The organism is Anatilimnocola floriformis (assembly GCF_024256385.1).
Lineage (GTDB): Bacteria > Planctomycetota > Planctomycetia > Pirellulales > Pirellulaceae > Anatilimnocola > Anatilimnocola floriformis.
This window is the reverse complement of the sequence record NZ_JAMLFW010000002.1, coordinates 140,291-165,855: the sequence shown is the minus strand read 5'-3', so window position 1 is coordinate 165,855 and position 25,565 is coordinate 140,291. Positions and strand designations below refer to the sequence as shown.

23 protein-coding genes are annotated in these 25,565 nt (G+C 59.0%); 3 read left to right on the top strand and 20 right to left on the bottom strand.

The window, feature by feature from the left end; genetic code table 11:
- Window positions 1–248: 248 nt before the first annotated feature.
- Window positions 249–965: a GDSL-type esterase/lipase family protein gene (locus M9Q49_RS25385; RefSeq protein WP_254512093.1), complete on the top strand. Its 717-nt coding sequence runs from the start codon at window positions 249–251 to the stop codon at window positions 963–965.
- A gap of 12 nt (window positions 966–977) precedes the next feature.
- On the opposite strand, the gene M9Q49_RS25380 is transcribed toward M9Q49_RS25385, so the two are convergent.
- The 5 genes from M9Q49_RS25380 to M9Q49_RS25360 form a co-directional block, all read right to left on the bottom strand.
- Entirely contained in the window at window positions 978–2,366 is a 1,389-nt protein-coding gene (locus M9Q49_RS25380; protein ID WP_254512092.1) for an MFS transporter, read from the bottom strand.
- Window positions 2,367–2,441: 75 nt separating this feature from the next.
- Window positions 2,442–4,082, bottom strand: a complete 1,641-nt coding sequence (locus M9Q49_RS25375) for a diguanylate cyclase (RefSeq protein ID WP_254512091.1) — start codon at window positions 4,080–4,082, stop codon at window positions 2,442–2,444.
- A 185-nt stretch (window positions 4,083–4,267) separates the two neighbouring features.
- On the bottom strand, window positions 4,268–4,891 hold the full coding sequence (locus M9Q49_RS25370; protein ID WP_254512090.1) for a hypothetical protein: 624 nt from the start codon (window positions 4,889–4,891) through the stop codon (window positions 4,268–4,270).
- Window positions 4,881–5,282 carry an SRPBCC family protein gene (locus M9Q49_RS25365; protein ID WP_254512089.1) on the bottom strand — a complete coding sequence of 134 codons (402 nt, stop codon included), beginning with the start codon at window positions 5,280–5,282 and terminating at the stop codon, window positions 4,881–4,883. Before M9Q49_RS25365 ends, M9Q49_RS25370 begins: the two co-directional genes overlap by 11 nt.
- A 51-nt stretch (window positions 5,283–5,333) precedes the next feature.
- The gene (locus tag M9Q49_RS25360) at window positions 5,334–5,672 is read right to left on the bottom strand and encodes a hypothetical protein (RefSeq protein ID WP_254512088.1); all 339 of its coding nucleotides are present in this window, start codon (window positions 5,670–5,672) and stop codon (window positions 5,334–5,336) included.
- Between the two features lie 113 nt (window positions 5,673–5,785).
- On the opposite strand from M9Q49_RS25360, the gene M9Q49_RS25355 reads away from it, so the two are divergent.
- Window positions 5,786–6,271 carry a VOC family protein gene (locus M9Q49_RS25355; RefSeq protein ID WP_254512087.1) on the top strand — a complete coding sequence of 162 codons (486 nt, stop codon included), beginning with the start codon at window positions 5,786–5,788 and terminating at the stop codon, window positions 6,269–6,271.
- 2 nt (window positions 6,272–6,273) lie between these two features.
- Here the strand turns inward: M9Q49_RS25355 and M9Q49_RS25350 are convergent, their stop codons facing one another.
- The 3 genes from M9Q49_RS25350 to M9Q49_RS25340 all read right to left on the bottom strand — a co-directional run bounded on the left by M9Q49_RS25350 (window position 6,274) and on the right by M9Q49_RS25340 (window position 8,708).
- Complete coding sequence (locus tag M9Q49_RS25350) at window positions 6,274–7,626, bottom strand: dihydrolipoyl dehydrogenase family protein (RefSeq protein ID WP_254512086.1); 1,353 nt, start codon at window positions 7,624–7,626, stop codon at window positions 6,274–6,276.
- A 14-nt stretch (window positions 7,627–7,640) separates the two neighbouring features.
- Window positions 7,641–8,036 (bottom strand): response regulator, encoded by a 396-nt coding sequence (locus tag M9Q49_RS25345; RefSeq protein ID WP_254512085.1) that lies wholly within the window; start codon window positions 8,034–8,036, stop codon window positions 7,641–7,643.
- Between the two features lie 210 nt (window positions 8,037–8,246).
- Complete coding sequence (locus M9Q49_RS25340) at window positions 8,247–8,708, bottom strand: hypothetical protein (protein ID WP_254512084.1); 462 nt, start codon at window positions 8,706–8,708, stop codon at window positions 8,247–8,249.
- Between the two features lie 102 nt (window positions 8,709–8,810).
- Here M9Q49_RS25340 and M9Q49_RS25335 point away from each other — a divergent pair, with 102 nt between their 5' ends.
- Complete coding sequence (locus tag M9Q49_RS25335; protein ID WP_254512083.1) at window positions 8,811–9,689, top strand: RAD55 family ATPase; 879 nt, start codon at window positions 8,811–8,813, stop codon at window positions 9,687–9,689.
- Here M9Q49_RS25335 and M9Q49_RS25330 read toward each other — a convergent pair.
- From M9Q49_RS25330 to M9Q49_RS25275, 12 genes are all read right to left on the bottom strand, one after another.
- The gene (locus M9Q49_RS25330; RefSeq protein WP_254512082.1) at window positions 9,686–10,117 is read right to left on the bottom strand and encodes a cold-shock protein; all 432 of its coding nucleotides are present in this window, start codon (window positions 10,115–10,117) and stop codon (window positions 9,686–9,688) included. The genes M9Q49_RS25335 and M9Q49_RS25330 overlap by 4 nt on opposite strands.
- A 50-nt stretch (window positions 10,118–10,167) precedes the next feature.
- Complete coding sequence (locus M9Q49_RS25325) at window positions 10,168–12,993, bottom strand: hypothetical protein (protein ID WP_254512081.1); 2,826 nt, start codon at window positions 12,991–12,993, stop codon at window positions 10,168–10,170.
- 223 nt (window positions 12,994–13,216) lie between these two features.
- Entirely contained in the window at window positions 13,217–14,329 is a 1,113-nt protein-coding gene (locus tag M9Q49_RS25320; protein WP_254512080.1) for a hypothetical protein, read from the bottom strand.
- 110 nt (window positions 14,330–14,439) lie between these two features.
- Window positions 14,440–15,750: a 3-phosphoshikimate 1-carboxyvinyltransferase gene (aroA, locus tag M9Q49_RS25315; RefSeq protein WP_254512079.1), complete on the bottom strand. Its 1,311-nt coding sequence runs from the start codon at window positions 15,748–15,750 to the stop codon at window positions 14,440–14,442.
- Window positions 15,751–16,962, bottom strand: coding sequence for a PQQ-binding-like beta-propeller repeat protein (locus M9Q49_RS25310; protein WP_254512078.1), 1,212 nt, complete (start codon window positions 16,960–16,962; stop codon window positions 15,751–15,753). It lies immediately after the preceding gene.
- A 77-nt stretch (window positions 16,963–17,039) separates the two neighbouring features.
- Window positions 17,040–18,218 (bottom strand): hypothetical protein, encoded by a 1,179-nt coding sequence (locus M9Q49_RS25305; RefSeq protein WP_254512077.1) that lies wholly within the window; start codon window positions 18,216–18,218, stop codon window positions 17,040–17,042.
- 80 nt (window positions 18,219–18,298) lie between these two features.
- Window positions 18,299–19,231, bottom strand: coding sequence for a glycosyltransferase family 2 protein (locus tag M9Q49_RS25300; protein ID WP_254512076.1), 933 nt, complete (start codon window positions 19,229–19,231; stop codon window positions 18,299–18,301).
- A gap of 324 nt (window positions 19,232–19,555) precedes the next feature.
- Window positions 19,556–20,896, bottom strand: a complete 1,341-nt coding sequence (locus M9Q49_RS25295) for an ankyrin repeat domain-containing protein (RefSeq protein WP_254512075.1) — start codon at window positions 20,894–20,896, stop codon at window positions 19,556–19,558.
- Between the two features lie 12 nt (window positions 20,897–20,908).
- Window positions 20,909–22,240 (bottom strand): Fe-S cluster assembly protein SufD, encoded by a 1,332-nt coding sequence (gene sufD / locus M9Q49_RS25290; RefSeq protein WP_254512074.1) that lies wholly within the window; start codon window positions 22,238–22,240, stop codon window positions 20,909–20,911.
- A 198-nt stretch (window positions 22,241–22,438) separates the two neighbouring features.
- On the bottom strand, window positions 22,439–23,857 hold the full coding sequence (sufB, locus tag M9Q49_RS25285; RefSeq protein WP_254512073.1) for a Fe-S cluster assembly protein SufB: 1,419 nt from the start codon (window positions 23,855–23,857) through the stop codon (window positions 22,439–22,441).
- A gap of 68 nt (window positions 23,858–23,925) precedes the next feature.
- Window positions 23,926–24,753: a Fe-S cluster assembly ATPase SufC gene (sufC, locus tag M9Q49_RS25280; protein WP_254512072.1), complete on the bottom strand. Its 828-nt coding sequence runs from the start codon at window positions 24,751–24,753 to the stop codon at window positions 23,926–23,928.
- A 104-nt stretch (window positions 24,754–24,857) separates the two neighbouring features.
- A complete protein-coding gene (locus M9Q49_RS25275) occupies window positions 24,858–25,487 on the bottom strand; it encodes an NADH-quinone oxidoreductase subunit B (RefSeq protein WP_449224120.1) in 630 nt (209 codons plus the stop codon).
- Between the last annotated feature and the right edge of the window lie 78 nt (window positions 25,488–25,565).

Below are 25,565 nucleotides of genomic sequence, written 5' to 3'. Positions count from 1 at the left end.
CTCTGACTCAAGCTCAATTCAAGCCCGCGTGTTTTGCGGCGACGGGGGAGGGAACAGTTGCGTCAGAAACTATTAGATTACCTGTGCGTATTATTCCGCCGAGGCTCACGGCGGACTAGCCCACGTCTTATCGGCGGCGTGCAACCCGCGGTGCGGCCATTTATCATGAGGTTCCGCAAAACGCCCAACCGGCATAAGCGGAATGGCTCGCCAGCCACCCTCCTGACACTCTCCCTTGGGAACCTGACATGCTCGCGTCAAAATTCGCTTCACTCTGCGTCGGCCTGGTTCTGGTCTCGCTAGCAAGCGCTCAAACGGCTGCACCCAAAAGCGAAACTCCCAAAACCGAAACGCCCGCCGCCGATAAGTGGGAAAAGGAAATCACCGCCATGCTCGCCAAGGACGAAAAGTCGCCGCCGCCGAAGGGTGGCATCGTCTTCACCGGCAGCAGCAGCATCCGCCTGTGGGACGTCGCCAAAGCCTTTCCGAATCTGCCGGTCGTCAATCGCGGCTTTGGTGGATCGCAGGCGGTCGATGCGACCCAGCAAGCGACCAAAATCGTTACGCCGCTCCAACCGAAGCTGGTCATCTTCTACTCCGGCGACAACGATTTGAAAGCGAACAAGACACCCGAAAAAGTCGCGGCGGACTTTGCCGAATTCTGCGCAGTCGTTCACAAAGAACTGCCGAAAACCAAAATCTGGATCATCGCCATCAAGCCCAGCCCGTCGCGCTGGTCGATCTACGAAAAACAAAAGGCGGCCAACGAGCTGATCCGCAAACAGTGCGAACAAGATTCGCAGCGGCTCCTCTATGTCGACATCGTCCCTGCCATGCTCGGCAGCGACGGCCAACCGCCGCAGGAACTCTTCGTGAAAGACATGCTCCACATGAGCCCTGCGGGCTACAAGATTTGGAACGAGCAGATTCACAAACTGCTCACGGAAAAGAAGCCGCTGGAGTAATGGGCCAGCAGCCTAGCCAGCCCGCGCTTGTTCGATGCCGCGGCGCAGGTTGACGAACGATACCACCGCCATGCCGATGATGATGAAGCTGAGCAGGCTGAGGATGGCTGCGTTAGCGCTGCCGGTGGCGTGCATCACTTCGCCGAACAGAATCGGCCCGACCATGCTGGTGGCTCGCGCCGAGAGATTGAAGAAGCCCATGAACTCGGCCGTCTTTGCTTCCGGCGTCATCACGCCCATCATCGAGCGGCCCACTGCCTGCGTGCCACCCATCACCAGCGCGACGACCACGCCCATCACCCAGAATTGCGGCTTGGTGCTGACAAAGTAAGCGCCCACCAGCAGCGCGCACCAGATGGCCAAGCAGACCAGCAGGGTCGTCTTCGCACCGATGCGATCCGATAGCCAGCCCACTCCCAGCGCTGCCGGCGCGGCGAGCATTTGGATCATCAGCACGAGCAGCATCAACTCCGAGGCGCTCATCGCGAGAACTTTCTCCCCGAAGTAGCCGGCCTGGCTCATGACGGTTTGAATGCCCTCGTTGTAGATCAAGAAGCCAGCGAGAAAGATCGAGAGAACGCTGTAGGCCCGCACGTTTTGCAGTGTCCGCAACACCTGGCCGACCGCATGAAAGGCAGTGCTCGCCATGCCGGCATGAATGTTCCGCGGCTTGGCCCGATCGCGCAGCCAGAGCGCGGCGGGAATCATAAATAGGCCCCACCAGAGTCCCATCACAACGAGCCCGGCGCGCGCTCGCGAGGGGAGATCGGGCAAGCCGATCGAACCGCCGATGGCAAACAAGACCAAGACCACTGCCAGCGCCAAACCGCCACCGAGATAACCGGCCGCGAAACCGATTCCCGACAAGCGGTTCATCGATTCATCGTCAGCGAGCTCCGGCAGGAAGCCGTTGTAAAAACCGAACGACAACTCAAACGACAAACTGGTGACAAAAAACAAACCAATGATCAGCCAGGGCTGCGCGACCGGCGCGAGAGGAATCAACGTCGCGCAAATCGCTCCCAAAAACGACGTGCTGATCAGCCATTTCCATTTGCTGGCCCGCGCATCGGCCATCGCGCCGAGAATGGGAGACATCAGCGCCGCGCAGAACATCGAAATCCCGAGACCCCACGTCCAGACCCGCAGGCCGGTGATCTCCATACCGAAGGCAGTGATCGGTTGATTCTCGGGAATCGCGAGCTTGGTGATGTAGTTCACCAGCAGCGTGATCGACAGCGTCGAGTACGCGCTATTGGCCCAATCACACAGAGCCCAGGCCACGATTTCTTTCCGCGTGACAGGCCGCTCTGCGTGCAACAGCTTGGCGCCATCGGGCAAATCGGTGGGCACGTCGACGTGGCGGGGTGATTCGTAAGGATTTGGTTTCGCCTCATTCATGCTGCAATCGTAGCAGAATCGGCGAAAAACGGAGACAGCAGTCTGCCGCTGGCACGGTGCGGTTTTCCCCGCAAATTAACCTAACAGCACCGCGTGTTCCGCCTGCTCGGCCACTTCGCCGGCGAACCGCGAACAGGCCAGCAGATCGTTGGCGAGTTCTTGAATTCGCGACGCGCCGCCGACGAGACAGGGGACCAGTTCGCTCGCCACTGACTGCGGAGTGGGGCTGTCTTGCTCCACTTCGGCGAGTCGTTCGCGCAGATCAAGCGCTTCGTCGTTCACGGCCCGCACGGTTTGCAGAATCCGCCGCCGCACTTCGGCTGCCGAAGACTTCGTGACAGCAACGCCATCGGCTTCTTCACCGCCGCCGCGCAGTTGGCCGCGCACCGATAAGCAGTTGATGAAGTATCGCAGCACGCTGCCGCGAGTGATCAAGCCGCTCGGCACACCGTTCTTCACGATCACGGCGGCGCGCAGCGTCACGCGGCAGAGGAATTCATAAATGCTCAGCGCGGGAGTGTCTTCTTCGTAACAAACGACGTTGGTCTTCATCACGTCGGCGATGCGCAGTTGCCACCAATTGGCTTGCAGCATCGCGGCCATCACATCTTTTTCGGAGAGCACGCCGACGAGCTTGCCGTCGTCGTCGACCACCGGCGCGATGGTGATGCGAAAGCGGAGGAAGTGCCGCGAGGCGATATCGACGGTGTCTTCTTGATGCAGGCCGGCGACTAGCGTGGTCATTACCTGGCGAGCAGGAACATCTTGCAGCAGAACCGCCGGGCTGGTGCTGCTGGTCGACTTTGGCTTGGCTTCGCTCAGCGAGTGATAGGTCACGACGCGATCGCGCCCCGAACGCTTTGCCACCATCAAGGCCTGATCGGCCATATCGATGAGTTGCTCCGGCGACGCCATGTCGTCCATCCGCTGCGCCACGCCCAGACTCGCCGTGATTTGCACTTCCTTGTCGCCAACTTGAAACTTCAGGTCAGCCAAGCGCTGACGCATTCGGTTGGCCCAGATGGCAGCGTTGTCTTCGCTGGTTTCGGGCAGCAACAGACAGAATTCTTCGCCGCCGTAACGACTCACCACATCACTATTGCGGCAACCTTCGGCGAGTGCGGCGCCGACGCGGCGGATGACTTCATCGCCCACGGCATGGCCATGCAGATCGTTGATTCGTTTAAAGAAGTCGATATCGACCATCACGCAGGAGAGCGGAAAATGATAACGCTGCGAACGGCTCCATTCGCGATTCAGGAATTCAAAAAAGGTTCGCCGCGACGTCAAGCCGGTGAGCGCATCGCAGCGCGCGAGCACGCCGAGTCGTTGTTCGAGTTCGAGCACACGACTGCCAGAGCGCAAGCGCGCGAGAAGCTCATCTTTGTCGATCGGTTTCTTTAGAAAATCATCGGCGCCAGATTCCAGACCGCGCACCAGATCTTCAAGACCACTGCGGACCGTCAGCAGCATCAGATAGACGTAGTGCGGCAGTGATTGCGAGCGAACCCAGCGGCACAGCTCGTGGCCGTCCATGCCGGGCATTTCCCAATCGGTGATGACGATCTGCGGACACTCGAGCTCGATGGCGGCGCACGCTTCGTTGCCGTCGCGAGCGGTGCGCACGCGATAGCCGGCGAGCTCCAGCCAACGAGCGAGCAGCCGCAGCATGGCGGCGTCGTCATCAACGAGAAGAATGGACGTAATCGTACTCATGCGGGGCTCGCAACTCGCGATTGCTGGCAGACCGGCGGGATGCCGGCTCAGGGAAAACATACGTCCTGCTGCGGCGCGATCGCATCGTTGTCAAACGGCGGTGACGCGCATCGTCAGGTGTATTTTTCGCCAAGAGGTACGGCGGTAACGACTGTGCCGGTAGAGCGGACCCTTGAGTCGCAAAATCAGCGACTGGGAGCAAAAGCCCCAGCGATTGGCCCGCCGATGTGCATGATCCGCTGCCGCAGCGTGCGACGGACGCCGGCGTAATCATCTTCCACGTAGTCGCCATGCTTCGGCAGCGCGATGGCCAGATCGCGCTCGAGCCAGATCACGATGGGCCGCTGATTCAGCTCCATCCGTCGCACGGTTTCGATCGGCCAAGATTGCTGGCCGCGGGCCGTGGCGATCGAAATGGCTGCTTCATCGATTTGAATCCACCAGGGCCCGGCCGTTCCCAGAATTGGGTGCGACCGGAGTTGCCGCAGGTTGTGCCAGAAGATCGACCAGTCGAGCGAGACGTGAATCGCAATCGAAGCAAACGCCCCGATGAAGAACAATACGCCAATCGCCAGCACGATGAAGTCCAGGTTGTTCCCTGCCGGGAGAAACGGCAGCGCGCACACGATGATGACAGGAATCGCGATCAGCGACGAACCAAGCCAGGCCACGTGCCGCAGCTGATATCCGCGGGCCGCGTCGCGCTGTGTCAGGTCATCGACCACAAAGTTGCCGCGGATGGTCCGATGTTCGAAGTTCGGATCTTCCTGCTGCGGAATCTGCGGCGAAGCGTAAGGGTTAGTGTCCATTCAAGATCTGCTGAAGTCGCTGCATATCGCGCTCGACCTTCTGCTGGTCGTCGGCGAATTGCTCATCACTCATCGTAGCCAATCGAAACAGCGTAAACGAGACTTCACACCCGTCGCCGCTCGGCAGCACGCGCATCGGAATGTGAATTTCGACCTCTGGCGCAAGCTTCACCCAATGATCGATCACTCCAAATGGATTCGGCGGCGCAAAGCGAATGGACACTTCGCCGGCCCGGGTCGTGACGATCCACTGGCCATTTTCATTTCGCACCGACGACCCCAAACCATCGGCCCACTTCGGCAAATTGCACGGATCAGTGATGTAAGTTTCTACCTCGGCTGGCGGGCGATTGATCGAGACAGTGAACGTGCGTGAGATGAGCGTGGACATGCTTTCCTCGGTTCCCGTTGACGTGCCTCTGATCGCATTGGAGTGCGCAAATTACTTCCATTCTGCGGGCCGCAATTGTCGGTCAACGAATTCGAGCGGCAGAAAGATAATCTCTGCGGCGTGCCCGCCCAGCAAGTAATGCGTTTTGCTTCCCGTGGCGACTCTGTTGCTGCTGCCCATCACCCGAATTGTGACAACCAGCATTCCCGCAGGTCGCACCAGCGCGAGATAGCTTCCGACATAAAGCACCGGCAACAGCAGTAGCGCGAATGCGACCAGCAAAGGCGCGCGTGATTCTTTCATGATTGAATCTCCAAGCAAATCATGGCCAATGTGCCACTGGGCGGAACTAGCGAGCAACTTGCGCAGCCACCGCTTGGCTGCCGCCATCTGACGCGCCACTCATCTTACAATCAACTTGCCGACACTCGGAAAGTTTCGTTTCCAGCTCACTCGTAATCTGCAAACGTCGGCCGATCAACTCATCGCTACGGAGAACCAACATGACTCAACCAGCCAAGAACACTGTTTGCCTGTGGTACGATCGCGACGCCGAAGAGGCCGCGCGGTTTTATGCTCAGACGTTTCCCGATTCGTCGGTGGGCGCGGTGCATCGTGCGCCAGCCGATTATCCGGCGGGGAAGAAAGGGGACGTGTTGACGGTCGAGTTCACGGTGCTCGGCATTCCGTGCATCGGGCTCAACGGTGGGCCGGGCTGCAAACACTCGTGGGCGTTTTCGTTTCAGGTCGCAACGGCTGACCAGGCCGAGACCGATCGTTATTGGGACGCGATCGTCGGCAACGGCGGTCAGGAGAGTCAGTGCGGCTGGTGCCAGGACAAATGGGGTTTGTCGTGGCAGATCACTCCCGTCGTGCTGACCAAAGCTTTCACCAGCACCGATCCCGCCGTTGGCAAGCGAGCTTTCGAAGCCATGATGACGATGAAGAAAATCGACGTGGCGAAAATCGAAGCCGCCGTGCGCGGCTGAGCTTACAGCAGCCGGCAATACTCGGCAGTCATGGTGGGATAGGTGAAGAGCATGCTCTTCAGTTCCGCCGCGGTTAGTTTTTGACGAATGGCGAGGGCGAAAACGTTGATGACCTCGTCGGCGTGCGGGCCGAGGAGATGCGCGCCGAGGATGCGATCACTGCGGCGATCGATGATCAGCTTGCAGCCAGCGGTTGATGAGCAGAGCTTTCGCACCTCGCCTTTCGTAGACAGATCTTCGTAACGAATATCAATCTCCAGGCCCTTGTTCCGCGCATCGGCTTCCGACATTCCCACCGCAGCCAGCGGCGGCACGCTGAAGACCACCTGCGGAACAGGCCCGTAATCAACAGCCGTCGCCGGTTCACCGGCCAGCAAGTTTTTTGCGGCAATCCGGGCCGATTCGTTGGCTGTCGGAGCGAGCATCTGCACACCCGTGTCGGCACAATCGCCACCGGCGTAGACGGCGGGATTCGTCGTGCTTTGCAGAAACTCATTCACCTGCACACCGCGCTTGCCGTGCGCGATGCTTCCTGCTTCCAGATTCAGTCCCGCGAGATCAGGCACACGGCCGCCGCTATTCACGACGAGATCAACATCGATGAGCTTATCGCCAGTCTTCGTCGTCAGCGTCACTCGCAAACCATTCGCGCTACGCTCGATCTGGCGTGCTTCGGTTTCATTCCGAATGTCGATTCCCGCTTCCTGCGAACTCTTCATGAGCAGACGCACTAAGTCAGGATCGAACGAACGTAGCGGCAGTTCATGGCGATCGCTAATCGTTACTTGCGATCCGACGCGCGCTGCCAAGTGCGCGAATTCAAACGAGATAAAACCGCCACCCAGAAACAACACCCGCGCTGGCAACTCGGCGAGTTCCATGAAGTCGTCGCTCGTGATCGCTAACTCGTTGCCAATAATTTTCAGTGGAGTCGGTCGCGCGCCGACGCCCAGAAAAATGCGTCTGGCTTCGAGGCGTTGCTCGCCCACTTCGATGATGCGCTCGCCGACGAACCGGGCGACGCCGTGGAAGGTCTTGATGCCGCGCTGCTCGAATTTCTCTTCACTCTTTTCGCGCACCGGATCGGTGAACTCGTGTTGAAACGCGACCAGATCCGACCATTCGATCCGGGCCTTACCTCGCGTTAGTTTTTCTTGTGATCGTTGAAATCGATCGAAGAGCGCAGCCGCGTTGGTGAAGACTTTCTTCGGATTGCAGCCGTGCAGCGCGCAAGTTCCGCCGAAGTCTTGCGACTCCACGATCGCGACATTCCAACCTGCTTTTGCGCAGGTGACGGCGACTGTTGCCGCCGCCGGGCCGGAGCCTACACAAATCAGATCGAACGAAAGAGACATGTTCGGACCGATTTCTAATTCAAGCCACTGCCGCTCAAGTAACGGAGTAAGTGCTGAATGTCGACGGGCTTGGTCAGGTGGAGATTGATCCCTGCCGCAGTCGCCGCATCGATGACGACCGGATCGGAATGACCCGTGATGGCAATGATCGTGATCTCGTCGCCAGCGGGCATGGCCCGCATTTCTTCGGCCACTTGAAAGCCGTTGAGCGTCGGCAGTCCGAGATCCAGTAGCACGACATCAGGCCGGTGCACGTTGGCGAGCTGCAAGGCTTGCAGCCCGGTGTACGCCACGTCGACGGTATGAGCACATTCAATTCGCAGCAGCATGGCTAGGCTGTCGGCTGCGTCCTTGTTGTCCTCGACCACCATGATTCGTAACGGAGTGTGGGAGTCGGATTGGTCAGTCACCAGAAGATCCTGGGCGAGGGAGAGGTTAGGGCCAGCAACCGATTGTTGCGCGCTGCGTGCTTCGAGAGTAGGAGGGTTGCTGCGGTAAGCCGAAATGTCCTCGGCACGCAGTTGACCTCGTCCATCGGGCACGAGTTGGCTAGTCGGAAAATGCCGGTGCAAGTCGCGCGCCCGTGGCTTTGGTTTTCACCGGCTAAATGGCTCGACTTGTTAAGGCGTGTCCTTGGGCTGCGGCAGTTGACGCTCTTGTCGTTCCAGAATTTTGTCTTGCCGATCAGCCTGCCCCTCCCAACGCTCGATTAGCTTCTGCATTCGGTCGGCTTGTTTAGCAGCCTGTTCCAATTGGCGCTGCATTTCTTCTTGCTGTTTCGCGGTGACTGCACCTTGACGGGCGGATTCCGCAAGTTGCCGATCAGTCTCGGCTTGATGTTTGGCAGCGATTTCGCCTTGGCGGTCAAACTCAGCTATTTGCCGCTGGTATTCGGTGGCTGACATGCCCGCCGAATTATTTGCCGAACGATTTTCACATCCCAAACCAACGAACAGAAATCCACAGAGGAGCAAGAGATAATATTGTCGCATTGCCGCAGCATCCAATTCCGAGCGGGCCAATCGTTCGTGAATGTTCTCAACTTCACTATTGGAGTGTTTTCGAACACCACCTGCAAACATTCGCAGACATCTTTAGCGGCGATATGCTGCCTGTCCCTCAGCCGCGGCGGCCTTTACCATGGGGCATTGGTTTGTTCTTGCGATTGATGGAAGGAAGTTGCTTTGACGGCGCGACAGACGACGGGAGTGGATGGGCTCGATGAACTGCTGGGGGGCGGCTTGCTACCGGGAACACTCACGGTGGTCGTGGGCGCGACCGGCATTGGCAAGACGCAACTCGGGCTGCAGTTTGCGCAGGCGGGCGTGGCTCAAGAGAAGCGTCGCGGCGTAGTTTTTGATTGTAGCTCGCGCGGCGATTCGCAGAATCATGCGGCGTATGCGCAGCGGATGTTCGATGCGCGCCTGGCCGTGGCCGATGTAAATCGCCTGGTCGAACTCGATGATTTTTTTGCGGCCAGCAAGCAGTTCGGCGATTATCTGCACGTCTTCGATTACAGCGGTCAGCGGGTGACGCGCAAGGATCTCGATTGGGACGACTGGCGCAACTGGCAAGCTCATTTGAATGCCCGCTTGCGCGCGGCGATTTCATTTCTCTATGGCAATCTGGTGCAAGGTTCGCGGCGCATCGTGATCGATGGCATCGAGCCGGTCGATCGGCCTGGCGAGTCGATTCAGTTTCATCTGTTCGAGTACGTCTATCATCAAGTGCTGCGGAAAGATCCTGAATGGGTCGCGCGCGATTTATTCCGCGAGCATTACCGGCAGAATGCCGAAGCGGCGGCGGCGCATGTGTACGATCCGGCGCAGGTTGGCTGCGTGCTGCTCGTTACTTCGCACGAGACCATGCTCGACGATCTGATCAGCCGGCCGCTGGCCGAAGGTGACGTGCTGTCGAACGCCAACACGCTGATCTACATGGGCAAGACCCGCAACGGCGACCGCATGGGGCGGTCGCTGTTTGTCGCCAAGCATCGCGGCAGCGCCTGCGATGAACGGATCGTGCCGTACCGGATCGATGATCGCGGCGTGCACGTCGGTTAAGAGGTCGGCGTGTCGGAGTCGGGAGTTGCTTCCGGCTCGGCAATCGTTTGTGATTCGAGTTCTGCTTCAGCCGCCGGTTTTTCTGATTCCGGCGGTTTGTTGAGCTCGATCTTCCGCTTCCAGGTGGCTTTGCGGCCCCGCTTGTTCGGATGATGCTTGGCCCGCAGTTCGGCTGGCGTGTCTTCGAGAATTCCGCCGGGGATCTTGTCGATCAAGATCACGATCTTGGCCCGCGGCCCCTTGGCCTTCTTCTTCTCCTCGTCCGACATCATCTCCAGCTCGTACTTCACGGGCTGTTCGGGTCCGATGTGATCGAACCGGCCGTCTTGCACTGCCACCGCGGGAAAGAAAATGTCCTGACCGCGGTCCGGCTTGATGAAGCCGAACCCCTTCTCGAAGACCACATGATAGATAACGCCGTAGTTCATCCCTCCAGAATAGCCCGCGCGTGGAAAACGGGCCAGGGCTGTTGCGTTCCTTAAAACTCCCGTCCCTTCGGCGGCGTCGTTTGTTTCACGGGGGGCAACGGCGGCGGCAGTTCATTTTCTTTCGCTTTCGGATCCGTCTTGAACGCCTTTTGGCCGTTGAAGAGATCAAACAACGGCAGCTTGAATTCCGGCGCTGCCGCAGGAGCCTTAGCCTCCGGCTTGCGGGCCAGATCGACCTCGAGGTGCGCGATCAGGCGGCTCTGCTGCTTCGTCAGATGGCCATCGAGACCGCGGAACCAATCGAGCAGCGGCGCTTTGTAATCGGCGGGCGCTTGATCGAATTTCTCCGGCCAAATCGTCGATCGCCAATACAAGCCGCCGCCGATTTCTTCCATCAGTTTGTAATCGCCGCCGAGCGGGCAATTGAGCTCGGCGTTGAGCATGTCGTGCGCGACAGTGACGCACTCATCGAGCGGCACATGCATTTGCTGATTGAGCATATGCAACATCTTCACGTTGCCCGCCGAAGCGGCGAGGGCGCGATCGTAATACAGCTGATTGATGAGGGGCGCAACCTTGGCGGTGCTGAGGTCGCCGATGTGAATGCGAACCTGCGCGGGAATCTCGGCTTCGCTCACGCGCAAGTTCGGCGTGACGTTGGCGAGCACACTCCAATCGAACGAGAGAACCGAAAAGCCGCCTCCCTCGCGACGCCACAATCCAAACGGAAACTGCGTAAAGCCATCAGCATCGGGCCGACCGCCGAGCAGGCCGCTGAGCGGCAGCATGTCGAGGTAACCAGCCTTCGGCCACGAGCCGATGTAGCCGGGAGTTTTTTGCAACATCTGCAGCGTGCCGAAGAGCCCCGTTTTTCGATTCTCGAGCACTGGCGTGAGATCTTGCACGCCGAGGAACAAATGATGCGGCGGAATGTTGCCGAGGAGATTGATCTCTTTCACCACGGCTTGCACCGAGGCGATGTCGTTGCGATCGCGGGTGATCATTTGCGTTGTCGGTGGGCCGAGCATGGCCATCACGCGGCCGTACTTGGCTTCGTTCAGCGGCGTGATGTTGCCGTCGATCGTCACGCGTTCGATCGTCGGCGCGGCGGGATCGGTCTTCTCGAGCGCAAATCGCTTGATGCCGATCATCAGCGGATCCATCACTTTCCACTGATCGCGGTAGAGCGCGGCCTGCGCGTTGTAACGTTCCGCTTCGGCAGCCGTAACGCGCTCAACGCGCGTATCGGCAATCGGCAGGAAAGACCCACGCGCACCGCGACGGGTATCGAGCAATTCCGTCCCCGCGAGCAGCGGCGAACTGCCGTCGGGACGCTTGCCGAACGAAGCCGGCAAAAATCGTCCTTCGATGAGCGTTTCGAGTTTATCGGCATCGTAGCCTTCGCCACGAGCAGTCAAGCGCGCGAACCGGAGCAGATCGAGATCGGTCGTCGCCTGCATGCGGCGATGGAGTTCAATTTGATACTGCGGCGTGAGGAGCCCTTCGAAGAACGACTTCGAAAAGAACGCAAAAATCGTGTCGTCGCGGACAATCGGCAGAATGGTGCGGGCATGCAGAAACTCAGCCGATTGCGCGAGCGCCGGCGCACCACCACTCACAGCGAGGAAACGCTCGGCCATCGTCCGCGAGGTCGTCACGAAGTGATACTTGTCGTGACTCACATAGAACGAGCGGAGCCGATTGTCGGACGTCGAGATGAACGAAACTTCCTGGCCGTTGATCTTGATGATTTCCGCTTTGGCGCCCTTCGTTTTGTGACGCTCGAGAGCGCGCTTGCGTTGCTTCTGAATGTCATCGGCGAATAGTTCGGAAGCCTTGGCTTCGAACAGGATGCCCATCGCAGCGCCATCGACCATGTACAGATCCTGGCCGATCAGCGCGACGTCGTTGATGACGTTCGGCCCGAGCACCTTGGCAAGTTCATTCTGCTCCAGGCCGAGTTGCTCTTGAATTCGCTTGTTGAGGGGCGCGACGTAGCTCCGCATGGTGACCATGCTGCCGAGGTCGCCGCCGTAGTCGTTCATCAAATCCGACAGCCAGAGATAATTGCGAAACGTGCCGAAGCGGATGTAGAAGTATTCCGGCGGAACGTGGCTGGCGATCGTTTCGACGGGCACGTCGCCGTCGAGTGGTGGCAACGCAGCCGGCGGCCAAGCCATGCCGGCAGGCAACTCGGCGGTCAGCCGCTGGCCATAGTCGCCGCGGCCGAGCATCGAATCGCGCACGGTCTTCAGGCGAAGTTCTTCGAGACCGAGCAGCAATTGCAACGAGTCATACGTCGATGGTGCGGGCTTTTCGACCGGCTTCGGCCTGCCCAGCAAACCGACTTCGTCTTTCAGCGGCAAACCGAGTCGTCGTGACAACATCGTTTGCAAATAGCTGGGGACCAGCGGCGGATGATTTCCTTCGTCGATCTGCTTTTGCGCGGCGGTTTGATAGTCGCGCCACCAGCGTTCTTGTAGGCGATTGAAGGCGCGTTCGTTCTCGACGCGCGGCGTGAGTGTGAGCTCGATTTTCGCTGGAGTAAAAATCGTGACCTTCAACGGTTCATCGCCGCGGAAGAGAAAGTGAATCGTCACTTGTCCGGCAGCGCCGGTTTGCGGCGGACCGAGCACTTGGTTGAACAATCGGCCCAGTAAGCCCGGCGTCATCGTGGGATAATAAATTTGCCCGCCGGCTTCTTCGATCCGGCACAGCCGTTCGTCGATGCTACCCGCATCGGCGCCGCTGAATGTGATCCGCCCGACGCCGAATGGTTTGCCGATGGCTGCTTCGCCGTCGATGGCACGGGCAGGCGCGGCGAGCACGAATAGTCCGAAAATCGCCAGGCTGGCAATCAGGAAACTGCGAAACATAAGCGAACCTCTTCTGGCAACTTTCGGCTGAAAATCGCGAACGGCGAACGAGCAATCTGCCCTGCATTTTACGCAGCCGACGCCCGCTGGATACCCGCTGCCGAGGCTAGCACGGCCGCACTGCAATGCGGGACGTGGGCGGCGGTGGGTGGGAACTGCCCGAGGCTATACCTCGGGCGGCAGCGAATAGTTGCCGCAGCGGCCGAAATCTTGCGGCCCGCTGCTATCGCGTGGTGACGAGGGGCACGATGTAGCCCTTTTCGATCTCATGCAGGACGCGGTAGTTGACCTTACCCACGGCAGAGCGCTTCATGAAATCTTGAATGCCTTTGAGATCGGCACTCGCTTGCTCCGCAAAGGCGATTTGCTTGTCGACGGCTTTTCGCTGGACCGCGACTTCCTTCCCCTTACCTAATTTTTCGCGGACATCGTCGAGCTGTTTCTCGTGCAGCTTCAGTTGATCGATGGCAGCCGCGAGAGTTTTTTCGTTCAGCCGCACCGGCTTGTCGCGATCGAGCACCCAAAACATCGGCGTGCCAGTGAGCTTGATGCTTTTACCGGCTGCCGTTTCGAGCTTCACGATCAAACGGTTGAGATTGATCGCCTCGGCCCACAACCGATCTTCGCCGGCTTTCATCGTGCCGATCGGAAAACCATCGCCGACAAATCGCCACTCGAGCGGACTGCCGCGAAACTTATTTTTCGGCATCTGAATTTCAATTCGCAGATGGCCGAGGATCGGTGCATCGGGAATCTCGATGAACTCCGAGATCGACATGTCGTACGAAAGGTCGAGCACTTGCGACTTGAGCGTGGTCCGCAGCGCGGCCACTTTGGCAACGGAGCCCGCACCGATTTCCACGGCAGCATTGCGAAGCATTCCCGCGCCAGGATAATCCTTCGCGCCGTCGCTCCAAGCGAACTGCAGCGCGCCCTTCTCGATCCGAAACATGCCGAGTTCGATCGGGTCAAAACCGTTGCCCGCCGGCGCTAAGCATTGCCAGGAACGCCCGCCCGCGAGTTCCTTCAGCGTCATCGGCCGGCCCGTTCCCAAGCAGCGATCGGCGCCGACGAGCGTGAGCGCGACCAATTGGTCTTCGGCAATGGTTGTCTTGGCCAGTGTCGTCCATTTGCCAGGAGCGACCGCCGGCAGATCGACCGAGGAGCCAAGTGCATCAAGCGGAGTCGGCTTGGGCGCTGGTTTTTCGGGAGCGGGTTTCGCGGGAGCCTTAGTTGCGGCTTTGGCTTCGGGTTTTTTGGCGGACTTCTTTTCTTCCTTCGCAGCGGCAGTGGCTGCCATCAGCAGCGCAGCGGCGAGAAGGAGAAAGAAACGCATGGCAACACCCAAATCAGCGGAACAAACAAACGGCAGAGCTTATGCATGTTAGTTTGCGCAGCGGCAGCCTCGCAACGTTCGGCAGGATGAAGAATTCGAGAAAATCGCTGCTACGAAGCGTCGATCAGCCGCTGCAAGTCACCGAAGAAATTCGGATAGGTCTTCGCCGTGCAACCTGGATCGTTGATCACAACTCCCGGCAAACGGAGTCCCGCCAAGGCGAAGCTCATCGCCATGCGGTGATCGTTGTACGTGGCGATCGAAACGCCGGGCAGGCTTTCGTAGATCGCCGGCGGAGTGATTCGCAGGCCATCATCATATTCATCGACCGTCGCGCCGAACTTGCGAAGTTCGCGGGCCAAGTCACCGATGCGATCGGTTTCCTTGTGACGCACGTGAGCAATGCCGCGAATCGTGGTCGGGCCCTTGGCAAAGAGCGCGACGACTCCCAGCGTTTGCGCGGTGTCGCTGATGGCATTCATGTCGACTTCGACGCCGCGGAGCGGTTTGCCGACCACGCGAATGCCATCGGGCTGGTCGCGCACTTCGCAACCCATCTTTGTCAGGCAATCGACAAAGCCGACGTCGCCTTGCAGCGCGTCGCGCGTCAGGCCGCGGACCAACACATCGCCGCCGGTCACGGCGGCAGCGCCCCAAAAATAACTGGCCGCCGAAGCATCGGGTTCGACGTTGTATTCGCGACCACGATAGCGCTGACCACCGGGAATGTTGAACTGCGTCAAATCGCCCGCAGGAACGTTCACGCCGAAGTCGCGCATCAGGCCGAGCGTCATGTGTACGTACGGCTGCGACACGAGCACGCCTTGCACGACGAGGTTCACTGCTTCGCGCGCGTAGGGCGTTGCCATCAGCAGCGCGCTGAGGAACTGACTCGAAACATCGCCGCGAATCGGCGCCGTCCCGCCGCGCAACCCCTTTGCGGTCATCACTACCGGCGGACAGCCCGTGTTGAGCTCGCTGCGCACATCGCCGCCGAGTTGATTGAGCGTGGCAATCAAATCGGCGATCGGCCGTTCGCGCATCCGCGGCACGCCATCGAGACGAAACTGTCCCGCGCAAGCCGCGAGCATGGCAGTCAAAAAACGAACCGTCGTGCCGCTGTTGCCAATGAACAGATCGGCAGCAGCATTCGGAATGCTGCCGCCACAGCCGGCAACTTCCAGCGTCGCGCCGTTGTCTTTTTCGACAACGCGCACGCCGAGACGGCCGAGACTTTCGATCATCACCTGCGTATCTTCACTGGCGAGTGCGCCGCGGAGAATCGATTTTCCCTCCGCGATCGCGGCGATCACCAGCGCACGGTTGGTGATGCTCTTGCTGCCCGGCGGCTGGATGTTGCCGCGGATCGGGCCGCAGGTTTGCATGGCGTGAGAGGACACACTCTTGGACTCGGTCGACATTTACTGGCCCGCGATCTTCCACAGGTGCTTTTCGGTTCGCAAAAACAGCGCGCCATTGCTGACGGCAGGCGAAGCGAGCACCGCTTCACCCAGTTCGCCGGTGATCGGCTCGGCAGGCTTCTCGGCGCCGAGCTTCACGACAAAGCACTTCCCCGCATCGTTGATGCAGTAGATGTGCTCACCAGCCACCACCGGCGTAGCCCAGAACTTGCCAGCCAACCGCTGCTGCCAGAGCACCGTACCCTCGTTGACATCGCCGCAAGTGAGCACGCCCGCGCTGTTCAAAATATAAACCTGATCCCCCACGATCACAGGGCTGCTATTGCCCGGCGACAGCTTGTTCGATTCCCAAGCGACTTCGGGACTCGTGGTGGTGGCGGTGGCTTCGAGCACCGTCAGTCCCTTGGCGGGAAGAAAAACCTTATCGCCAACCGCGGTTGCCGAGGGAATGATCGAACAGCTGGTGTCGTATTTCCAAATCTGCTTTCCCGAGCGCGGCTCGTGAGCCGTCAGCACCGTCGCCGATTGAATGAGGATGGCTTCCTTGCCTTCTTTGTCGCGGAGCAGCGCCGGCGAAGCCCAATTCGGACCGAGCTTGCGATCTTCGCGCCACAGCGTCTCGCCAGTCAACACATCGAGACCGGCAGCAAAGGCATCTCCCTGACTTTCGCTTTGCACCACCACCGCGCCGCCGGCGACCAGCGGCGAGCTCGACATGCCGACATCGTTACCCGCTTTGGGATAGTCGGTGCCGAGGCCGCGATACCATTGCAGGTTGCCGTCGAGATCGAGGCAGACCAGATCGTTCGACGAAAAGAACGCATAGACCCGCTGGCCATCGCTGGCCGGTGTCGGAGCTGCGTTGGCCGAAGTGGGATGATGAAAGCAACGGCCCGTCGCCCAAAATTGCCGATGCCACAGCTGCTTGCCGCTGTCGGCATCGAAGCAGAGAACGTGCAAACGATCTTGCACGACCGGTCCAGAACTCGCGGTCACGAAGACCTTCTTGCCGACGACGATCGGACCAGAAACACCCTTGCCGACCAGTGGCGATTTCCAGGCGACGTTTTTATCGGAGCTGATTTCCGTCGGCAGTTTCGTATCGCCGCCGGTGCTGCGATTTTCGCTGCCGCGAAACTGCAACCAATCGGCTGCGTGGAGATTGGTGGCGAAGAGCAGTGGGAGTATTAGTAAGGAGTATCGGAATCGCATGGGATATGGCTCGCTGAGTTTTTGTTTTGGAAGTTCCCTCTCCCCGTGAGTTCACGAGGCGAGGGAGTGATTCCGTGCTAACGCACGTTCTTGCCGGGCAGCGCCGACGTTCGCGTCACAGGCCGATCGGTCGATAGAATTGCCGAACCGATCTTGTCGCACACGCGCAGTTGGAATTTCCAATCCTGCGCCCACACTTCTTTTTGTTCGTTCTGGCAGACCTTCAGCAGGATCGTGTTCTTGCCGGCTTTTAGTTCACCTTTGGCGATGTACTGATCGATCTCAATGCCCGCGTGATAAACGTGGTTCGCCGCGAGCTCTTTGCCGTTCACCCACAGCTTGGTGGCGTTGATGCTGCCGAGGCGGAAGTCGGCGGGCTGAGCTTTGTCGGCGACGAACTCGGCATAGGCGTAGGTCACGGCGCCTTTGTGCTTATCGAGTGCCTTAGCGAGATCCACAATTCCGAAATCGTCGGTTGTGGTGTGATCGACCCAGCTAATCTCCCCCTTCTGACCCGCATAGCTCTTCGTGAGATCGACGCCTTTCTCCGGCGCGTAAGCCGTGTCCCAACCCACCTCGCCGACGTTGTCAAAGGGGCCGAGCAACTTCCAGCCGGTGATGAAGCCCATCTGTGTGGGCACGTCGACTGCTTCGCCGAGTTCCTTCAGCTTGGCCGACGCGACTTTGATTTGATCGAGATCGCGGGCCGCGGCGAAGGCGTTTTGATACAGCTTCGCTGCCGTCTCTTTATTCTCTTTGGTAGAAATGCTGGCCGCGTCGTCGAGAGCTTTTTTCACGGCTTCGCGGCGGAGCTCGACGCTCGGATCGTTGAGCAGCGTGGGAATCAATCGCTCCTGCGCGGTCTTGTCCTGCAGCGAGATCAGCTCAAACGCTAGACGCCGGCCACGGGGTGAGTGGCGGGTGTCTTTGAGAAAAAGTTCCAGCTGCGCGAGCGGTAGCGGCTGATTTTTGTCGACCTGTTTTTGCGCAATGGCTTCGGCGGCAGCGCGAATCCAATTCTCGACGAGCGGCGAAGAATCATCCATCGCGGCGATCACAATCGGCAACGCGGCGGCATCGGCCTGCGAGACTTTTTTCATCGCGGCCACGGCATCGCGATGGCCATCGCCTTTCGGCTGAACTGCGCGAATTTTGGCCAGTTCGGGCGACAAATCATGTGCCGGTTCGGCGGCAGGTGCAGAAGAAAACAGCCAAGCCAGCGCGACGGCGGCTGCGCTGCAAGACAGCAAACGCATAGCGACAATTCCTCTAGAGGACCAAGGATGAGAGGTCCCACATTGTAATCGAATTGTCGAATCCGATGGGCGGCGGCCAGTTAGCCGCCGTTCACCGAGTACGGTGCACTCGGCGACATTGCTAGCTCCTCGGTTCGCACTTGCGTCAGCGGCGAAGAGATCTCTTGCGGCGGCACGTTGTTGCCGCCCATCAAGCCGAGCATTTTTCCGGCGAATGAATTCCAGTAGTAGCGCGCCCAATAGGGTCGCGCGGTGGCGGCCATCAGCAGACTGCCGCCCAGCGAACGAACCAGCGTGTTTGCGATCACCTTGGCGGGGAAGTGATGTTTGCGGAGGAGATAACCGCGGCCGCGGCTGTATTGAAAGCAGCGATTCTGCAGACGCTGATCGAGCGTTTGCAGCGGATTGGGATGATGAATCACGAGCTCGGGCGCGTAGTGAATGTTCAAGCCCTGATCGAGCAGTCGCAGCAACAGGTCGGGGCCTTCGTCGGAGTTCCAAGGACTCGCGGCGCCGACGCCCATTCGTTCGTCGTAGCGCACATCGCCAGCCCGCGCGCTGCGGACGAAGAAGCCCGACTCGACACAACGGAACAACACGTTCGCGCGCGTGATCGCGCCGCCCGATTGATCCTGCCGACCGAGGTGTTCGACTTGCAACATCAGCGCGTCGCGGTCGAGATCATCGAAGAGATCGAGAACCCCTGCGAGCAGACCGACTGGATAATGGCAGTCGTCGTCGGGGAAGGTGATGATCTCGCCGCGGGCAAAGCTCCAGCCAAAGTTGCGAGCGCGCGATGCGCCGCGGCCTGCCATCGGCAAATGGCGGATGGTGAACGGCGTTTGCTGCCGCGCGATCAACTCGCCGGTCGCGCTCTCGCCGCTCTGATCGACAACGAGCAACTCGACCTCGCGCAGGTCGACGCGGTCGCACCCTTGCAAGGATAAGTGATTGATGAAACGCTGCAGGTCAGCAGGTCGGCCGATGGTCGGCACTATGAGTGAGAATTTCATTCAAGCTCAGCAATTTCCAAATCGGTGTGGCAAAAGTTCGATTGGAGAGGTGACAGAACGTCGTAGCTGTCTTGATAACAAGTAAATTAATCACGCAAATTGTCATAACCAGTTGAAGATTTTAAGCTTGCAAACTCGTAATGTTCGTTTTCCTTCGCACGCGAGCGATTTGGGGCGTATTTACGCCACGGAACTGCGCAGCAGGCCGTAAATGCGGGGAAAACGAGACATTCGCAGCAGAAATAGCGGGCCTACGAGCTTGCGGTAAATCCGCAGCGATGCGTATTCCCGCAGGCAGCTGTGAACGGGCTTGATCGTCGCATATTACGAATCAGCAGGCATTCGCGCGAGGGCAGCCTCGAGGAGTGCGCTGCTTGGTTTGTAATGCTTCTGCTGCGCCATGGTCGCCACTTTTCGCACTTCGTCTGCGGCGACTCGGCCGGAAGCGAGCAGCAGGGCAACGATTGAGACGTGCCGGTTAATCACGGCTTCAAAGAGCGGCGAACACTTGTTGAATCCGCCAACTTGATTCGGATCAGCGCCGCGCTCCAGCAACAATTCGGCGGCAGCGGCCGAACCGTGTGTCGCGCATTGCCTCAGTGGAGTGACTCGATCCTTGGCTTCAATGTTGGGGTTCGCGCCGGCAGCGAGCAGCAACTTGACCAGCGGCGCGTTGTTAAGTCTGCACGCGACCACCAAGGGAGTCGAATCGCAGTGCTGCCGAACGGGATTTAAGGGGGCTCTCGCTTTGATCAACTCTGCGGCTAACTCGTCGTGCTTTTTCAAAATGGCTAGTGACAGCGGCGATCCCAGTTCCAGATCGGCACGTGTGCGGATCAAGACGCGCGCTACTTCGATGTGTCCACCCTCGATCGCCGCAATCAACGGCCGATCGCGATTCACGGCTGCGCGTGCGCTGAGCAAGCGTTGCACGATCGCCAGGTTTCCCGACTTCGCCGCTAAGACGAGCGCTGGTCTCTCCTGCAAACTCAGCGCGTTCGGATCGGCGCCTGCAGCTAACTGCGCATCGACGGCTGCCAGGTCGTTGTTCAGTACGGCTGCGATCAGTGGATGCTCTGGCGCCGGCGGCGGAATTTCCCATGGGAGTTCGTCGTCATACGAAGAACCAATCAGATGATCGAGATTCTTGTAATCGGCAGCGGGAAGGTCCTGCTCATGAAATGCCGCCGGTGGATGAAACTTCCGGCGTTTGAGGACCAGCCCGGTGAGATCAACGAGCAAGGCTTGAGGATTAGGAATGTCCTCTCCGGCCAAGTAACGCAGGGCAGTTTGCACTTGCGAATAGAACTTGCCGGGCTCGGTCATCGCGGCGATTTCAGCAAGATCCAGCGCGAGAAACGGCTGATTCGGATCAATGAGTTCAAGGGCGGTGCGCAAGGCAGCCGCGTGATGTCTTAACGTTCCCTGTTCCGCGAAGAGTGCATCAAGGCGCGCGATCGCTGCTGGTAAACGAGCGAGCGCTTGCGTTCGGGTGGTGAGTGGAGCTTCGCGAGGTGGTGCTGCGCTGGGCAGCGACTGCCATTCATCAGGAGCGAAGAGGGCCAGCCAGAGTAGCGGTACTGCATTCTTGCTGGCCGCGATAATCTGCCACGCGGCAGTGATGTCGGGCGTGGGCAAGCTGCACAAGTACGCCAGGTTCGACATCGCCGAGCCTTGTTACGAGTATTCGCGCACGCGGCGGAGAATGGCGTGGCCGAGGGCGTCGCGGACGCTTTCGATCGTGATGCGGTCAAAAATCTGTTGGAAGAAACCGCTGACGATGATCCGCGTCGCTTCTTGCCGCGACAGGCCGCGGGCTTGCGCGTAGAAGATCAGTTCTTCGTCGACTTTGCCCGTCGTGCTGCCGTGCGTGCAACGCACGTCATCGGCTTCGATTTCGAGACCGGGGATCGAATCAGCGCGGGCTTCGGTGCTGAGCATCAGGTTATCGTTGCGCTGATAACCGTCGGTCTTCTGCGCGTGCGGATCGACCTTGATCATGCCGCGCCACACCGTGCGCGACTTATCTTGCAGGGCTGCTTTGTACAAAAAGTCGCTGCGGCACTGCGCTGCAGCGTGATGTTGCAGCGTGTGATACGAAATGTGCTGTTTGCCTTCGGTAAAGAGCACGCCGTTGACCTGGCACTCGGCGCCTTTGCCGCAGAGTTCGACGTGTTGATTGACCTTGCTCAGACGGCTGCCCATGGCGGCGATGGTCCATTGCAACGAAGCATCGTGGCCGACGAGCGCTTTTTGATGGGCGAAGTTCCAAACTTGGTCGGACCAGTTCTGCAAACTGACGAGCCGCAGCAGGGCTCGCGGCGCAAGAATGACTTCGAGCGCACCGTTGTGAAAGCTACCGGTCGTGCCGCTCTGCGTACCCGCAGCAACAAGTTGACTCGCCGTTTCGCACATGACCGTCGCTTCGGCGCCTTCCTCAAGCACGATCAGCGTGTGACCAAGATCCGCGCCCCCGGCCGAAAGGGCCGAGAGGAAATGGAACGGGTCGCCGATGCTCACGTTGCGCGGCACGTACAGAAAGTGACCGCCCGACCAGCAAGCGCCGTGCAAGGCGGCAAAGCGATCGTATTCCGGATTCACTGCGCGGGTGAGGAGATATTTTTGAACCAGCTCGCCGTGCGTGTTCACGAGTTCGTCGAGACTGCCAAAGACCACGCCCTTGTCGGTCCACTTCTTATCGACCGCAGCCGATTGCGGCTTGCCATCGACGGCAGTCACATGGCCGGCGAGTTGCACGCCTTCGGCCAATAGCGCCGGCGGCGGATCGGCTGGCTTGTTGTTGTCCTGCGGCAGAGAATACTGGCTGAGCTTCAGCAGGCGGATGTCGGTGCGGATCCACTCTTCGTCGTTGCGCGCGGGCCAATCGAGGCGCTGGAAGATTTCCCAACAATGACGACGCAGCTGCGTGAGCCATTCAGGTTCGTGGCGAGTCTTGAGAAAGGCCTCAAAGGCTTCAGTGGAGAATGAAGGAACGGTCGTGGCTGACATTCTCAACTCTTCTTAGCCACCGGCTTGAAGCGGTGGAAATTGCAAACAAGTGATCCGGCTTTAGCCATGAAAACCACGGTGCAGATGGCTAAAGCCGGGCACATCTGTTCGCTTTGCCCACCGACTAAAGTCGGTGGCTAACCATTGGCGGCAATCCATTCCGCTGCAGCTGAGCTCTGACGAGTTCAGCTACCAAAACTACCCCACCGAACCTTCCATCTGCATCTGGATCAGGCGGTTCATTTCCACCGCGTATTCCATCGGCAGTTCTTTCACCAACGGTTCGATGAATCCGTTGACGATCATCGCCGAGGCTTCGGCTTCGGTCAGGCCGCGGCTGGTGAGGTAGAACAGCTGTTCTTCGCCGATCCGCGAGACGCTGGCTTCGTGGCCGATCGAGACGTCTTGTTCGGCGATCTCGAGGTAGGGGTACGTATCGCTGCGGCTCTTGTCGTCGAGGATCAAGGCGTCGCAAACGACGTTGGTCTTCACATTCGTCGCGCCCTTTTCGACGCGAACCAGACCGCGGTAGCTGCTACGGCCGCCGTTCTTCGAAATGCTCTTGCTGATGATCTGGCCCGTGGTGTTCGGAGCGCAGTGAACCAGCTTGGCGCCGGCGTCTTGATGCTGATGTTTGCCGGCGAAGGCGATCGAGAGAATCTCGCCGCGAGCGCCCGGTTCCATCATGTAGACGGCGGGATATTTCATCGTCAGGTGACTGCCGAGGTTGCCGTCGATCCATTCCATGGTGGCGTCGGCATAAGCCATGGCCCGCTTGGTCACCAGGTTATAGATGTTGTTGGCCCAGTTCTGAATCGTCGTGTAGCGGCAACGAGCGCCCTTCTGCACGCTGATTTCCACCACGGCAGAGTGGAGGCTTTCGCTGCTGTACATCGGTGCGGTGCAGCCTTCCACATAGTGGATGCTTGCCCCTTCATCGACGATGATCAGCGTCCGCTCGAACTGCCCCATGTTCTCGGCATTGATGCGGAAATAGGCCTGCAGCGGGAAATCGATCTTCAAGCCCTTCGGCACGTAGATGAACGAACCGCCCGACCACACGGCCGAGTTGAGAGCCGCAAACTTGTTGTCTTGGGGCGGAATGATCGTGCCGAAGTATTTGCGGAGCAGTTCGGGATGTTCACGAACGGCAGTGTCGGTGTCGGTGAAGATCACGCCCTTGTCGGACAGATCTTGCTTGAGCGAGCCGTAGATCACTTCGCTTTCGAACTGAGCCTTCACGCCGGAGAGGAATTTGCGTTCCGCTTCAGGAATGCCGAGCTTTTCGAAGGTGTCTTTGATCTCTTGCGGAACTTCGTCCCAGGTACGACCTTGGCCGTTGGTCGGCTTGAGGTAGTAGTAGATGTCCTGGAAGTCGAGCGCAACGTCGCCGCCCCATTTGGGCATCGGCTTTTCGAAGAAGATGTCGAGCGACTTGAGGCGGAATTCGCGCATCCAGTCGGGCTCGTTCTTCATATCCGAGATCTGGTGGACGATCTCGGCATCGATGCCCTTGCGAGCTTTGAAGACCGGCTTGCTGACTGTTTGAAAGTCGTACTTGTTGATTTCGCCGATGGGATCCGCATCCAGGATCGGTGTAGTCGTTTCAGTTGTCATGGCTAGTGCTTACCTAAAGGCCTTGAAGTGTCTCAGGCACTTTCGAAGTTTCGCTGTGTTGTAAGTGATTAGTGAGCCGCAGCGGCTGCTTCTTCTTTGGCAGCCATCAGGCGGTTTTCCTCCGCGGCGTCGGGATAAGCTTTGCGAATGCGATCGTAGCCGGATGAGTGCAATTCATCGGCCAGCTCGCGACCGCCGGTTTCGACGATCCGTCCGCCCAGCATCACGTGCGTGTATTCCGGCGGGTTGTGTTCGAGCAGTTTGTCGTGGTGAGTGATGATGAGCAGGCCCATCTTCTCACGGCCGATTTCGGCGATGCTCTGGCTGGCCAGGCGCACCGCGTCGGCATCGAGGCCGGAGTCGGTTTCGTCGAGGATGGCAATCTTCGGCTGAAGCATAGCCATCTGCAGGATTTCGGCCCGCTTCATTTCGCCGCCGGAAAAGCCGTCGTTGACGTAGCGGCGGGCGAACTCGGGGTTCATCCGCAGCTGTTCCATCTTGGCTTTCAGCTCTTTGCGGAAGTCCTTCATCGGCATCAGTTCTTCGCCCTCTTTCCGTTCCGGATTGCGGACGTTGGTCGCCGCATGCCGGAGGAAATCGGCGAGCTTCACGCCGGGAATCGCCACAGGCCGTTGAAAGGCATAGAACAAACCAGCGCGGGCCCGTTCATCGGGGGCTTTTTCGTGCAAGTCGACACCGTTGAGCGTGATCGTTCCTTCGGTCACTTCATACTTAGGGTGCCCCATGATCACGAGGCCCAGCGTGCTCTTGCCGCTGCCGTTCGGACCCATGAGCGCGTGAGTTTCGCCACGGCGAACGGTGAGGTTCACGCCGCGGAGGATTTGCTTTCCTTCGACCGAGCAATGCAAATTCGTAATGACCAGCGTATCGGACATTTTTTTTAACTAACCTGTAGCGGAATTCGCCAGAATTCCGACTGATTGGCAAATCGATCTCAAACTAACTTCCACAGAATTCTGGCGAATTCTGCTACTGAGAACTAACCCGTGATCTTTTGATGATCCATCACCGGCGCGATATCGACGTCGGTCGACACAAAGCCGCTATGGTGCGGAATCGGCAGTTCGTCTTCGCTCTTCTGACCGAGCGTGAGCCAACCGGCTTCGCCCGTTTCGCGCTTCTTGCCGATCTTGTGACCGCGAATCTTGTCTTGAATCCGCATCAAGCCTTCGAGCAAAGCTTCCGGACGCGGCGGGCAACCAGGGACGTAAACGTCGACCGGCACCACCAAGTCAACGCCCTTCACCACGTGGTAACCCCATTTGAAGTAAGGACCACCGCCGACGGTGCAGGCGCCCATCGCGATGACGAACTTCGGGTCAGGCATCATGTTGTAAAGGCGGCGAACGCGGCTCGCCATTTTGTAGGTCACCGTGCCGGCGACGATCATCAGATCGGCCTGGCGAGGCGTGGCGCGGAAAGCACCGGCGCCGAAGCGGTCCATGTCGTAGCGACTAGCACCGGCGGCCATCATTTCGATCGCACAGCAGGCCAGACCAAAGGTCATCGGCCAGATGCTCGATTGCCGGGCCCAGTTGATCGCTTGCTCGAGGGTCGTGGTGAAGACCCCTTCTTCGATGCGTGCTTCGATCCAAGGTTGTGTGGACATTTTTGTCTTACTTTGTCTGCAAACCGTCGTGATTTGTAAGGCCTTTTCTGACCGGCAGTTAAGTGCCGGTGGCAAGCT

Bases quoted from the DNA above. Each gene is read 5' to 3' on its own strand.
- M9Q49_RS25350 (WP_254512086.1), bottom strand. From the start codon at position 7,626: ATGTCTCTTTCGTTCGATCTGATTTGTGTAGGCTCCGGCCCGGCGGCG.
- M9Q49_RS25320 (WP_254512080.1), bottom strand. From the start codon at position 14,329: ATGCGTTTCTTTCTCCTTCTCGCCGCTGCGCTGCTGATGGCAGCCACT.
- sufB (WP_254512073.1), bottom strand. From the start codon at position 23,857: ATGACAACTGAAACGACTACACCGATCCTGGATGCGGATCCCATCGGC.
- M9Q49_RS25385 (WP_254512093.1), top strand. From the start codon at position 249: ATGCTCGCGTCAAAATTCGCTTCACTCTGCGTCGGCCTGGTTCTGGTC.
- M9Q49_RS25380 (WP_254512092.1), bottom strand. From the start codon at position 2,366: ATGAATGAGGCGAAACCAAATCCTTACGAATCACCCCGCCACGTCGAC.
- M9Q49_RS25360 (WP_254512088.1), bottom strand. From the start codon at position 5,672: ATGGCGGCAGCCAAGCGGTGGCTGCGCAAGTTGCTCGCTAGTTCCGCC.
- M9Q49_RS25355 (WP_254512087.1), top strand. From the start codon at position 5,786: ATGACTCAACCAGCCAAGAACACTGTTTGCCTGTGGTACGATCGCGAC.
- M9Q49_RS25330 (WP_254512082.1), bottom strand. From the start codon at position 10,117: ATGAACTACGGCGTTATCTATCATGTGGTCTTCGAGAAGGGGTTCGGC.
- M9Q49_RS25305 (WP_254512077.1), bottom strand. From the start codon at position 18,218: ATGCGTTTGCTGTCTTGCAGCGCAGCCGCCGTCGCGCTGGCTTGGCTG.
- aroA (WP_254512079.1), bottom strand. From the start codon at position 15,750: ATGTCGACCGAGTCCAAGAGTGTGTCCTCTCACGCCATGCAAACCTGC.
- M9Q49_RS25340 (WP_254512084.1), bottom strand. From the start codon at position 8,708: ATGTTTGCAGGTGGTGTTCGAAAACACTCCAATAGTGAAGTTGAGAAC.
- M9Q49_RS25375 (WP_254512091.1), bottom strand. From the start codon at position 4,082: ATGAGTACGATTACGTCCATTCTTCTCGTTGATGACGACGCCGCCATG.
- M9Q49_RS25325 (WP_254512081.1), bottom strand. From the start codon at position 12,993: ATGTTTCGCAGTTTCCTGATTGCCAGCCTGGCGATTTTCGGACTATTC.
- M9Q49_RS25295 (WP_254512075.1), bottom strand. From the start codon at position 20,896: ATGTCGAACCTGGCGTACTTGTGCAGCTTGCCCACGCCCGACATCACT.
- sufD (WP_254512074.1), bottom strand. From the start codon at position 22,240: ATGTCAGCCACGACCGTTCCTTCATTCTCCACTGAAGCCTTTGAGGCC.
- M9Q49_RS25365 (WP_254512089.1), bottom strand. From the start codon at position 5,282: ATGTCCACGCTCATCTCACGCACGTTCACTGTCTCGATCAATCGCCCG.
- M9Q49_RS25370 (WP_254512090.1), bottom strand. From the start codon at position 4,891: ATGGACACTAACCCTTACGCTTCGCCGCAGATTCCGCAGCAGGAAGAT.
- M9Q49_RS25310 (WP_254512078.1), bottom strand. From the start codon at position 16,962: ATGCGATTCCGATACTCCTTACTAATACTCCCACTGCTCTTCGCCACC.
- M9Q49_RS25275 (WP_449224120.1), bottom strand. From the start codon at position 25,487: ATGTCCACACAACCTTGGATCGAAGCACGCATCGAAGAAGGGGTCTTC.
- sufC (WP_254512072.1), bottom strand. From the start codon at position 24,753: ATGTCCGATACGCTGGTCATTACGAATTTGCATTGCTCGGTCGAAGGA.
- M9Q49_RS25300 (WP_254512076.1), bottom strand. From the start codon at position 19,231: ATGAAATTCTCACTCATAGTGCCGACCATCGGCCGACCTGCTGACCTG.